6 protein-coding genes, 1 rRNA gene and 1 pseudogene are annotated in these 12,591 nt (G+C 43.9%); 7 read left to right on the top strand and 1 reads right to left on the bottom strand.

What is annotated here, in order from left to right:
• The first annotated feature begins 29 nt into the window (after positions 1-29).
• The 5 genes from AC04Q4_RS07085 to AC04Q4_RS07065 all read left to right on the top strand — a co-directional run bounded on the left by AC04Q4_RS07085 (position 30) and on the right by AC04Q4_RS07065 (position 6,921).
• Positions 30-2,919 (top strand): 23S ribosomal RNA (locus AC04Q4_RS07085).
• A gap of 405 nt (positions 2,920-3,324) precedes the next feature.
• Positions 3,325-3,936: an ECF transporter S component gene (locus tag AC04Q4_RS07080; protein WP_178773253.1), complete on the top strand. Its 612-nt coding sequence runs from the start codon at positions 3,325-3,327 to the stop codon at positions 3,934-3,936.
• Between the two features lie 269 nt (positions 3,937-4,205).
• Positions 4,206-4,628: a MarR family winged helix-turn-helix transcriptional regulator gene (locus AC04Q4_RS07075; protein WP_118170774.1), complete on the top strand. Its 423-nt coding sequence runs from the start codon at positions 4,206-4,208 to the stop codon at positions 4,626-4,628.
• 93 nt (positions 4,629-4,721) lie between these two features.
• The gene (locus AC04Q4_RS07070; protein WP_021976210.1) at positions 4,722-6,005 is read left to right on the top strand and encodes a cytidylate kinase family protein; all 1,284 of its coding nucleotides are present in this window, start codon (positions 4,722-4,724) and stop codon (positions 6,003-6,005) included.
• Between the two features lie 19 nt (positions 6,006-6,024).
• A complete protein-coding gene (locus tag AC04Q4_RS07065) occupies positions 6,025-6,921 on the top strand; it encodes a DMT family transporter (RefSeq protein ID WP_118170771.1) in 897 nt (298 codons plus the stop codon).
• Here the strand turns inward: AC04Q4_RS07065 and AC04Q4_RS07060 are convergent.
• Complete coding sequence (locus AC04Q4_RS07060; RefSeq protein WP_173738536.1) at positions 6,896-7,957, bottom strand: AraC family transcriptional regulator; 1,062 nt, start codon at positions 7,955-7,957, stop codon at positions 6,896-6,898. The genes AC04Q4_RS07065 and AC04Q4_RS07060 overlap by 26 nt on opposite strands.
• 281 nt (positions 7,958-8,238) lie before the next feature.
• Here AC04Q4_RS07060 and AC04Q4_RS07055 point away from each other — a divergent pair.
• Together AC04Q4_RS07055 and AC04Q4_RS07050 are read left to right on the top strand one after the other, a co-directional pair.
• Positions 8,239-9,660: pseudogene (locus tag AC04Q4_RS07055) on the top strand (MFS transporter).
• A gap of 131 nt (positions 9,661-9,791) precedes the next feature.
• The gene (locus tag AC04Q4_RS07050) at positions 9,792-12,590 is read left to right on the top strand and encodes an alpha-L-rhamnosidase (RefSeq protein ID WP_173738534.1); all 2,799 of its coding nucleotides are present in this window, start codon (positions 9,792-9,794) and stop codon (positions 12,588-12,590) included.
• Position 12,591 lies beyond the last annotated feature (1 nt).

Here is a 12,591-nt window from a genome sequence, read left to right as displayed (position 1 = left end):
ATCACCTACGCTAGGGTGATGAAGCGAAAGGTCAAGCAATAAGGGCACAGGGCGGATGCCTTGGCACTAAGAGCCGATGAAAGACGTGATAAGCTGCGAAAAGCTTCGGGGAGGAGCAAATATCCCGTGATCCGGAGATTTCTGAATGGGGAAACCCGCATGAGAAGACCTCATGCATCCATACGCCAATCCATAACGTATGGAAGGGAACCCGGGGAACTGAAACATCTAAGTACCCGGAGGAAAAGAAAGAAACATCGATTCCGTAAGTAGCGGCGAGCGAACGCGGAGGAGCCTAAACCGGTGTGCGTGCATGCCGGGGTCATGGACTGCATTTAAGATTCAGCGAAGTTAACAGAACGGTTTTGGGAAAGCCGGCCGGAGAGGGTGAAAGCCCCGTACGTGAAAGCCAGAGCTGACTGAGCAGGATCCGGAGTACCACGAGACACGAGGAACCTTGTGGGAAGTAAGGGGGACCACCCCCTAAGGCTAAATACTACTTAGTGACCGATAGCGCATAGTACTGTGAAGGAAAGGTGAAAAGGACCCCGGGAGGGGAGTGAAAGAGAACCTGAAACCCTGTGTCTACAAGCTGTGGAAGTACTTTATATGTACAACCGCGTACTTTTTGTAGAACGGTCCGGCGAGTTACGCTTACTGGCAAGGTTAAGCACTTCAGGTGTGGAGCCGTAGGGAAACCAAGTCTTAAGAGGGCCAGAGTCAGTAGGAGTAGACCCGAAACCGGGTGATCTATCCATGTCCAGGTTGAAGCTGCCGTAAGAGGTAGTGGAGGACCGAACCCACATCCGTTGAAAAGGGTGGGGATGAGGTGTGGATAGGGGAGAAATTCCAATCGAACCCGGAGATAGCTGGTTCTCCTCGAAATAGCTTTAGGGCTAGCCTCGGTGTGAGTCTTGCGGAGGTAGAGCACTGAATTTCCTAGGGGGCGTCAAAGCCTACCGAAGAATATCAAACTCCGAATGCCGTGTAGATATCACCGGGAGTCAGACTGCACGAGATAAGTTGGGCGGTCAAAAGGGAAAGAGCCCAGACCTACAGTTAAGGTCCCAAAGTGCGCGTTAAGTGGAAAAGGATGTGGGATTTCGAAGACAACCAGGATGTTGGCTCAGAAGCAGCCATACATTCAAAGAGTGCGTAATAGCTCACTGGTCGAGAGGTCCTGCGCCGAAAATGTCCGGGGCTGAAACGCGCCACCGAAACTAAGGAATCCGAAAGGATTGGTAGAGGAGCATTGTATATGGGAAGAAGCAGTACCGAAAGGAGCTGTGGACTGTATAGAAGAGAGAATGCCGGAATGAGTAGCGAGATAGAGGTGGGAATCCTCTAGGCCGAATATCCAAGGTTTCCAGGGTAAAGCTGATCTGCCCTGGGTGAGTCGGGACCTAAGGTGAGGGCGGGAGCCGTAGCCGATGGACAACAGGTTGATATTCCTGTACTGCAGTATAACAGAACTGTGGGGACACGTAAGGAGAGCGGGAGCCGGGGATGGATTGTCCCGGTACAAGCGAGGTACCAGTACGGTAGGAAAATCCGCCGTGCAATGGGAAGACGTGATGTGGAGCGAATTTTAGTAGCGAAGCCCGTGAGCCATGCGTCAAGAAAAGCCGCTATTGTTTATACTGTACCCGTACCGTAAACCGACACAGGTGGATGAGGAGAGAATCCTAAGGCCGGCGGAAGAAGTATTGCCAAGGAACTCGGCAAAATGGCCCCGTAACTTAGGGAGAAGGGGTGCCTGCGAGAGCAGGCCGCAGAGAATAGGCTCAAGCAACTGTTTAGCAAAAACACAGGTCTATGCGAAACCGAAAGGTGAGGTATATGGGCTGACGCCTGCCCGGTGCTGGAAGGTTAAGAGGAGAGGTTAGACGTAAGTCGAAGCTTTGAATTTAAGCCCCAGTAAACGGCGGCCGTAACTATAACGGTCCTAAGGTAGCGAAATTCCTTGTCGGGTAAGTTCCGACCCGCACGAAAGGCGTAATGATTTGAGCGCTGTCTCGGCAATACATCCGGTGAAATTGAAGTGCCAGTGAAGATGCTGGCTACCCGCGCCAGGACGGAAAGACCCCATGGAGCTTTACTCCAGTTTGGCACTGGGGTCCGGTGTTGCATGTACAGGATAGGTGGGAGGCTGAGAAACGGTAACGTCAGTTGCCGCGGAGCCGCTGTTGGGATACCACCCTTGTGATATTGGGCTTCTAACCAGCCGCCGTAATCCGGCGGTGGGACAATGCCAGGCGGGGAGTTTGACTGGGGCGGTCGCCTCCGAAAGGGTATCGGAGGCGCCCAAAGGTTCCCTCAGAATGGACGGAAACCATTCGAAGAGTGCAAAGGCAGAAGGGAGCTTGACTGCGACACCGACGGGTGGAGCAGGTACGAAAGTAGGGCTTAGTGATCCGGTGGTATTAAGTGGGAATGCCATCGCTCAACGGATAAAAGCTACCCTGGGGATAACAGGCTTATCACTCCCAAGAGTTCACATCGACGGAGTGGTTTGGCACCTCGATGTCGGCTCATCGCATCCTGGGGCTGTAGTAGGTCCCAAGGGTTGGGCTGTTCGCCCATTAAAGCGGTACGCGAGCTGGGTTCAGAACGTCGTGAGACAGTTCGGTCCCTATCCGGCGTGGGCGTAGGATATCTGAGAGGAGCTGTCCTTAGTACGAGAGGACCGGGATGGACGGACCGCTGGTGGACCGGTTGGCTTGCCAAAGCCATGGCCGGGTAGCCAAGTCCGGAAGGGATAAACGCTGAAGGCATCTAAGCGTGAAGCCCCCCTCAAGATGAGATATCCCATTCTTTAAGAAGTAAACCCCCTTGAAGACGACGAGGTAGATAGGGCAGAGGTGGAAGTGTGGTAACACATGGAGCTGACTGTTACTAATCGGGTGAGGGCTTGACCAAAAAGCCGAGGAAGCGGGCAGGAAACAGCGGGAATGAATCGGAACAAGCTTGCTTGTGGAGAGGCATTCATGATGATTCCTGAACATTTGCGAAGCAAATGGCATCTCACGACGGAGTCGTGAGATGACTACCGCTGAAGTATCGGTACGCAGGTTAAAATTGATTCAACAAAATGATTGACCATCAACAAAGCATGTATGTAGTTTTGAATATACAATCGTGGAAAGTGGCTTAAACAGCCACTTTTTTTGTGCTTAAATCCAACAAACTGTCCCCTGAAAAAATATTAAAATTGCCCCTTGTAAAATAACCAAATCAGCAGTACTATAACACACGTGTTATTACATTCGCACATTAAACCAATCACACACTAAAGTAATAACAAAAGACGAGAGGGGAATTATTATGAACACACAGAACAACACAGTAGTCAAACTTGCAGAAACTGCGTTATTAGCAGCTTTATGCTATGTAACCTTCACATTCCTGCAGATTAAGATTCCGGTGCCGGGCGGAGATGCAACATCCATTCATATCGGAAATGCTTTCTGCGTACTTGCAGCACTGCTTCTGGGTGGCATATACGGCGGACTTGCCGGAGCTATCGGAATGGGAATCGCGGACATCATGGATCCTGTTTATATCACAGGAGCACCGAAAACCTTTGTACTGAAATTCTGTATTGGCCTGATCGTAGGTCTCGTGGCACATAAGATTGCAAAGATCAACGAAAGCACAGATAAGAAATATGTATTTAAATGGAGCGTGATCGCATCCATCGCAGGACTTGCATTTAACGTAGTAGCAGATCCTATCGTAGGATATTTTTACAAACAGTACATCCTGGGACAGCCACAGGAGCTGGCACAGGCACTTGCAAAAATGAGTGCGGCAGCAACATTCATCAATGCAGTTGTATCCGTGATCCTGGTAGCGATCATTTACAACGCAGTACGTCCGGTACTGATCAAGAGCCATCTGATCACCATTACTAACAACAAGAATCAGGTTGCATAAAACAACACAAACATATTAACAGAAATAACATTAAACAGTGAAATGGAAGCGAATATCCATTTCGCTGTTTTTTTATGCGGACAGATAATCATTTTATTTATACGTTTGTCCCTGTGATTTTCCCTGTATTTTGTGCAGATTGAAATAAAAACAGCTCTCTTTTTTGTACAGAATTCCAATATATTTTAAAAATAATATTGACATACGTAATTAATATAGTTATAATTCTAAATGTTTGAATTATAACTATTAAAAAGGGAGAAAGATATATGAACGATTCTTTTCACTATCTATCCATGGCAAACCACATGATGGTCCAGAAAAAGCTGATGGAACAGTTAAAGGATACCGGCCTTACCCTGGGACAGCCAAAGGTTCTGGATTATCTGAAAGATCACGATGGCGCCAGTCAGAAGGAAATTGCGGCAGGATGTCTGATCGAGGCAGGATCTTTAACTTCTATTTTAAATCGAATGGAAGAAAAAGGACTGCTCGAGAGAAAAATGCTTAACGGAAACCGCCGTACCTTTCATATTTTTATGACAGAATCCGGAAAGAAAAATCAGAAGCTGGTAGAAGAGACTTTTGAAAAGATTGAAGAAACAGCATTAAACAATGTTTCAGAAGAAGAACAGAAAGTATTTATGGAGATATTTCTCAGGATATACAGGAATCTTGCTGAGATAAAGTAAACAGGCGGATATCCGCTTTACAATAACCGGATAATGGCAGCATAGACATAATTATCCGGCGAAAATCTGTACAATGAGGAGGAGACAAAAATAATGGAGAAACTAAAACGATACTTAATATTTCTGGTGGGACTGTTTGTAAACTCCCTGGGAGTCAGTCTGATTACCAAGGCAAATCTGGGAACCTCACCAATCTCATCAATTCCCTATGTGTTAAGCCTGAACTTTCCATTCACACTTGGAAACTTTACCATCTTTTTCAGTATCTTACTGATCATCCTGCAGCTGATCATTCTGCGGAAGAATTTTAAACTGGAGCACATCCTTCAGATCCCGGTATCCATCATTTTCGGATATTTTATCGATCTTACCATGATCCTTTTTTCCTGGGTCAATCCGGAAGTATATATCATGAAAATCGTATATCTGCTCATCGGGTGTATGATCCTTGGCGCAGGCGTTTATATGGAGGTCCTGGCGGACGTTGTCATGCTTCCGGGAGAATCCTTTGTCCGTGCCATTGTCCTCACATGGAAAACAAACTTCGGAACAACCAAGATCTGTTTTGATGTATCCATGGCAGTGATCGCTGCAGTACTTTCCTTTGTATTTGCAGGAAGACTGGACGGGGTAAGAGAAGGTACAGTTATTGCAGCCCTTCTGGTTGGATTTATCGCACGACTTATCGGAAAAAAACTTGCATTCCTGAAAGATATGATCTTCCCGGAAACAGCATCAGCAGAAAACGAGAGCGAAGCAAACGAGCAGACAACAGGAACTTATGGAAAAAATGTCATTGCCATTGGAAGACAGTTTGGAAGTGGTGGCCACGATATGGGCAAGGCACTTGCAGAAAAGCTGGGATACGATTTCTATGATGCAGAGATCATTCAGATGACAGCAGGAACCACAGGCTACACGCCGGAATTTATTAAGAAAAATGAGGAGATCATGACAAACAGTCTTCTCTATGATCTGGTCAATCAGATGTACCTGAACACAGATATGCAGGATGAAGCACCAAAGGACAAAATTTTCGAGGCGGAATCACAGGTTGTCCGTGATCTGGCAAAAAAAGGAAACTGCGTGATCGTAGGCCGCTGTGCAGATTACGTCCTCAGAAATTCCGCAAACTGCCTGAAGGTATTCTTCTCTGCACCTCTTGAAAGCAGAATCAAAAGAGTAGCACAGAGACAGAACATCTCTGAGAAAGAAGCCAGAGCTGTTGTCCAGAAAAACGAAAAACTCCGCGCAGACAACTACCGTTACTATACTCGCCGCATGTGGGGCGCAGCAGGAAACTTTGATCTCAGCCTGAATACAGATCTGGGAGAAGCGTATATTGAGAGCTGCATCCGTAGCGCAATGAAATTATAAAAAGGCAGGAATAAATAAAATGAAACAGGAAAATTATATAAAAGGTATGATAATGATCATCCTGTCAGCATTTTTCTTTGCATGTATGAATGTAAGTGTCCGTCTGGCCGGAAATCTTCCATCTGTGGAAAAAAGCTTCTTCCGGAATCTGGTTGCGGCAGTGTTTGCGGCGGTCATTTTATGTAAAGATCATACATTGCCGAAGGTTAATAAAAAATACTGGGGGCCGCTGATCTTACGCTGTGTATGTGGAACCATGGGAATCCTGTGTAACTTTTATGCGATCGATCATCTGCTGGTAGCGGACGCTTCAATCCTGAATAAACTGTCTCCCTTTTTTGCGATCATTTTTTCTTTTCTTCTGTTAAAAGAAAAAATCAGCCCGACGCAGGCAGTATGTGTGGCCCTGGCATTTGTGGGATGTCTGTTTGTTGTAAAACCGGGATTTCATAATGCGGAATTTATGTCTGCACTGATCGGAGTCTGTGGTGGACTGGGCGCTGGAATTGCATATACAATGGTACGTGTACTTGGAACCCATGGAGTGAAAGGCCCGATCATTGTATTTTACTTTTCTGTTTTTTCATGTTTGTCTGTGATTCCGTGGATGGTATTTCATTTCACACCAATGACGGTGAAACAGTTTGCAATACTTATGATGGCAGGATTATTTGCGGCAGGCGGACAGTTTACGATCACAGCGGCATACACGTATGCACCTGCGGGAAAAATTTCCATTTTTGATTATTCACAGATTATCTTTGCAACGCTGCTGGGATTTTTCCTGTTTGGAGAAGTGCCGGATAAATACAGCTTTACCGGATATGCGCTGATCATTCTGGCATCGTTTGGAACATTTATCTACAATATGAAAACAGCTTCAAAAAAGGTTACAGCAAAGAAGAGTCCGGACTGATACTGCTTCTGTATTCTGCTGGTGTCATATGAAACCTTTTTTCAAATATTTTATAAAAATGTGTAATGTTGGAGTAGCCGATTTCTTCCATAACAGTAGTTACCGGAAGGGTCGGCTGTTTTAATAATTCGGCTGCTCTGGAAAGCCGGATATCCTGGATAAGAGTGGAAAAGGTTTTTCCTGTATAGTTTTTCAGGATCCGTGTTAATTGTCGTTCGCTGTAATTAAAAAACGCAGATAATTCCGGGAGCGTAAGGGTTGCATAATGTAGTTCGATATATTTCAGTATAAAAATAATATTTTTTTCCTGCTTCTTTCCGGCCGGGTTGGGGACGATCATGTTTTTTTCATGATTTCTGAGAAGACAGATAAAAAAGATTTCCAGTAACGCATTTATCATGGAGGAGGTATAGCGCTTCTGGGTCTGATATTCTTTCAGGATTTTTTTAAATAAATTCACAAGCTGCGGATCTTTTCCAGATTTAAAATACAGATAAAACTGAGATCCGGGGGAATAAAGTGCCCGGCTGAAAAAGTCATGTAAAGTACCGTATTTTGGAAGGGAATTTAAGAATACAGCTTCAAAGGTCTGGCTTTTTATCAGGAAATTGTAGATCACACAGTCATCGCTGAAAGCACTTAATGCATGGATGATCGAAGGAGCCACAATGCAGATATCACCGGATCGCATGGAAATCGTATGGGAGGTAAATATGTTTTCACAGGTTCCACGAAGCACATAGATCATCTCAAAAAAAGTGTGCGAATGCAAAAAAGCAGGAGCATACCGGTTATGACGGAAAATGATCGTATCCTCATCGGAAGGAAAAATAGTTTCATCCAGAGCGTTTCCAGGATGGTAAGTAAAGCCGGCGGCTGCATGGGAAGATGCCTCCGGGCAGAGTTTTTCTATTTCCTCGACGGTATGTGCCTGGTCCAGATGTGCAGCCGGATATTCCAGAAAAATCCGTTTATAAAATATTTCGTCAGGTTCCATTTCAGGAATCATTTCTGTTAAATGTTTGTATTCATTCATAAAATCACCTAAATTAATTGAATCAGGAAAATTCTCTGCGGATTATGAAAGTCCGCTTAGTCTGTCAACGAGCTTCAACAGGAAAAACGTATATGTCCGAAAAGGATAAATCATATGTCGTTTAAAGACGTTATCCTGTTCGCTTATTTCTGATAATATCACTATCAACAGGAAAACACAAGAATGACAGAAGGTGATAAATAAAAGTAATTTCATAAAAACAGAAAAATACAGAAGATGCAGAAAACCCATTAGATGAAAAGGGAAAAGGAGAAAGAGATATGTTTAGTTTGGCAAGTAAACACAACGATCCAAATGCCAGCCTGGCATGGAGCGAACGTATCGGTTACGGAACAGGCGGATTTGCCTTTAATATGATCAATGGTATCATCGGTTCTTTCCTGACCATTTATTTTACCAGCACAGTAGGACTGAATGCAGGTATCATTGCAACAATTTTTGCAATATCAAAGGTTTTTGACGGAATCTCAGATGTGATCGTAGGACGTATGGTGGACCGTACAAAATCAAAACTCGGAAAAGGCCGTTCTTGGCTGTTACGAATGTGTATTCCATTTGGAATCACCACCATGCTGTTGTTTTTTGTACCACAGAATTTTCCGGAAATGGCACAGTATGTATATATTTTCCTGATGTATAACATTGTAAATGCTGTATGCCTTACCGGAATGCTGGTACCGTATTATTCCATGATCTCACTGATGACAGCAAATCCTTATGAGAGAGGATTCCTTGGAAACATCCAGCAGATTTTTCAGACACTTGGAAATGTAGTTGTAAACTCAACATTTGTTACCTTACTTGGAATCTTTACAAGCAGTACAGAAAACATTTATACACAGAGAGCATTTACGATCACAATGCTGATCTACTGCATCGCAATGATCGTAATTACAATTTTCAGTGTTTTCTCAACAAAAGAGAGAGTACATTCTGCTGAAAGCGCAGAGGAAGATACTCAGAAATCTGCAAGTGCTGGAAGAGAAGCAGGCACATGGGAAACTGTAAAAGCACTTTTTAAGAACAAATACTGGGTGATCGTAACAGTTGCAAGTTTTGTAGTATTTTTCGTAATTATCATGTACGCAATGGGAAATGTATATTACTGTCAGTATGTTCTCTATGATATGGGATAGTACAGCTGGGTATCCAACTCTATTTCCATTGCACAGTTTGCAGTTATGTTTGTAACACCTGCATTTATGAAAAAGTTTGGAAAAACAGCTGTTTATGAAGCAGGAATGGTAGTTATGGGACTTGGATTCCTCGGATTCGCTGTTCTTGGCGGTTCCAGTACGATCGTGATGATCATCTGCAACGTACTGAAAGGATGCGGTGTTGGTATGGCCGGCGGTATGGCACTTGGAATGGTTGCAGATACCATTACATACGGAACAAAGAAAACAGGAATTGATACCGTTGGTCTTGGAAATGCCGGTGTTTCTGCAGCACAGAAGATCGGTCTCGGACTTGGAACAGCTGTATTTGGCTGGGTTCTCAACGGAGCAGGCTATGACGGATCTCTGGATGCACAGGGTATCGCACAGCCGGAAAGTGTTTCCACAGCAATTAACTTCCTGTACAACTGGCTGCCATTTATCATGGTGATCGCTATCTTTGTACTGATGGTAATCCTGTATCATTGCGAGAGAGATTTAAAGAAAATGGAAGCAGCTGAATAAAGCTGATAAATGAATAACTGAGAAAAGCAGAGAAAACTGCTTGCGCCTCCGGAAATTAGATAACTATTCTAGTATTTGGAGGCGTTTCTGAAGTTGTGATCGCAGATATTCCAAAGTAAGAGGAGAGATATATGAAAGTTGTAAATGTAAGAATCAACGGTATGGAAAATCCTGTGGGATTTGATTTTGAAACCGTATGTGTATCGTGGAAAGTTCGTGAGACATCAGCCAGAAGACAGCAGAATGTAAAAATAGAGATAGCTTTGACAGAAGATTTTTCAGAGCTTCTCTGGACAAAAGAGGGAAAGAATCTTAACAGTGCGGCGGAAAAACTGGAATTTGAGCAGAGTGCATATACAAGATATTATGTAAGAGTAACCGTTACCAGCGATGAGGGAGAGACTGCTGTTTCCAAGCCTGCATATTTTGAAACCGGAAAGATGGATGATCCATGGATGGGAAAATGGATCACAACAAAAAAAGAAGATACCTTTCACCCTCTCTTTATAAAGAATTTTGAAGTAAAGAAAAAACCTGCTTCAGCCAGACTTTATATTTGCGGTCTTGGACTTTTTGAGGCAAAATTAAATGGAAAAAAAATCGGGGAGGAAGTTCTGACTCCTTATTACAGCAATTATCACGATGAAGAACAGTATCTTACATTTGATGTCATGGAAAATATCAAAAATATCGATAACCATACAGAAATGCAGGAAACAGCAGAAAACCAGTTGGCTGTATCGCTGGGAAATGGCTGGTACAAAGGAAAATTTGGACTGAACAGCCAGAGCAATAATTTTGGTGATACCTTTAAGCTGATCGCGGAGCTTCGTCTGATCTATGAAGATGGGGAAATCCAGGTGATCGGAACAGATGAAACCTGGAACTATATTGGCTCTGATGTGGAAGACGATGGAATTTATGACGGCGAGATCATCAACCATCTGTTATGGGAAGAAAAAGAAAATCCGGCGAAACAGGCAGTTCTTACAGAGGCAGAAGGAAAACTGGTTTCCAGATACAGCCTTCCTGTAATGGAAATGGAAGATATGCCGGTAAAAGAAGTGATCCATACACCGGCAGGGGAAACAGTCCTGGATTTCGGACAGAATTTTGCCGGATATGTGACCTTCTGGAATCATCTCCCAAAAGGAAGCAAACTTATATTTGACCATGGCGAGATCCTTCAAGATGGCAATTTTTATAACGAAAATTACCGTGCTGCAAAATCTCAGTTTGTATATGTATCCGATGGCAGGGAAGAGCTGGTACGTCCTTCCTTTACATATTTTGGATTCCGTTATGTGCGTGTGACAGGATGGCCGGGAGAAGTAAAAGCAGAAGAATTTACAGGAAAAGCAGTTTATTCAAAGATGGACAGGACCGGATATATGGAAACCGGCCATAAGGGAGTGAACAGACTGTTCCTGAATGCACTGTGGGGACAGAAATCAAATTTTGTGGACTTTCCTACAGATTGCCCGCAGAGGGATGAAAGACTTGGCTGGACCGGGGATGCTCAGGTATTTGCCGGAACAGCAAGTTTTAATATGGACACTGCAGCTTTTTATCAGAAATTCATCCACGACCTTCGAAATGAGCAGGTAAAATACGATGGAATCCTTCCGGGAGTGATTCCGGTACTTGATCCAAACGGACCGATCTTTTCCAGTGTATGGGGAGACATTGCCACATTCCTTCCAATGGTGGTTTATGAACATTCAGGAAATACAGAAATGCTGAGATCCAGTTATCCGATGATGAAGGACTGGGTGGATAAGATCACCAGGGAAGACCAGGCAAGAGGACAGAAATATCTTTATGATTTCGGAAATCAGCTGGGTGACTGGCTTGCACTTGACGGAAGAACCGAGCAGAGCATGGAAGGTGGAACAGATGCCTATTATATTGGCTCCAACTACTATGCAATGTCTGTGCAGAAGACTGCAAAAGCAGCAAAAATCCTAGGATATCATGAGGATAAAAAATATTATGATGGTCTCTATCAGAAGATCAGAGAAGCGATCATCCGGGAATATTTTACAGAAACGGGACGTCTGGCAATTGATTCCCAGACTGGATATATTGTAGCTTTATATTCCGGGATCTACAGAGAAAAAGAAGCTGTTGTGGCAGGACTGAAAGCAAGATTTTACAAAGACTGCTACAAATTAAAGGGCGGATTTACAGGGGCACCGATCCTTTGCAGGGTTCTCGCCGAAAACGGATTCGAGGAAGACGCTTTTTATTTCCTTCTTCAGGAAGATTATCCGGGATGGATGCACTGCATCAATCTTGGAGCAACAACAATCTGGGAAAGATGGAATTCCGTTCTGGATGACGGGCATTTAAGCGGTACGATGATGAACTCCCTGAACCATTATTCTTATGGCTCTGTTGTGGAATATCTTTACAGAGATGTAGCAGGCTTAAAGGCACTGGAGCCTGGATTTAAGAAAGCGCTGATCACTCCTTTGATGAACGGAAAGCTGAAATATATGCATATGACCTATGATTCTGCTTATGGAGAATATAAGGTAGACTGGGAAATCCTGAAGAACGGGAAGGTAACAGTAGATATCCAGGTTCCATTTGGATGCAGTGCAGTGATCGGTCTGCCGTTTTATGAGGGCGAAGTTATGGAAGTGGAAGCTGGAAGCTATCATTATGAATATCGTCCCACAGAAGATCTTCGTCAGCGTTATAACAACAAAACCATGTTTAAGGATATGATGCATGATCCGGAGGCAATGAAAGTGATCGAGAGAGTATCTCCAATGCTGATGTATTTCCTTTCTACCGGAAATCAGGATTATTTTTATGAGAGCATCCAGAGCCTGGAAAAACTGTTTTATATGGGATTTACCAGAGAAATCGTAGATAATCTCCGAACAGAGTTATCCAAGCTTCTTGATATGGAGGAAGAATAAA

It is taken from the genome of Blautia sp. HA8986 (assembly GCF_056504635.1).
Note: the sequence above shows the minus strand (reverse complement) of the source record. Positions and strands in the feature narration are given on the sequence as shown.

Coding starts and splice junctions, on each gene's coding strand:
- AC04Q4_RS07075 (WP_118170774.1), top strand. CDS start 4,206: ATGAACGATTCTTTTCACTATCTATCCATGGCAAACCACATGATGGTC.
- AC04Q4_RS07080 (WP_178773253.1), top strand. CDS start 3,325: ATGAACACACAGAACAACACAGTAGTCAAACTTGCAGAAACTGCGTTA.
- AC04Q4_RS07060 (WP_173738536.1), bottom strand. CDS start 7,957: ATGAATGAATACAAACATTTAACAGAAATGATTCCTGAAATGGAACCT.
- AC04Q4_RS07070 (WP_021976210.1), top strand. CDS start 4,722: ATGGAGAAACTAAAACGATACTTAATATTTCTGGTGGGACTGTTTGTA.
- AC04Q4_RS07050 (WP_173738534.1), top strand. CDS start 9,792: ATGAAAGTTGTAAATGTAAGAATCAACGGTATGGAAAATCCTGTGGGA.
- AC04Q4_RS07065 (WP_118170771.1), top strand. CDS start 6,025: ATGAAACAGGAAAATTATATAAAAGGTATGATAATGATCATCCTGTCA.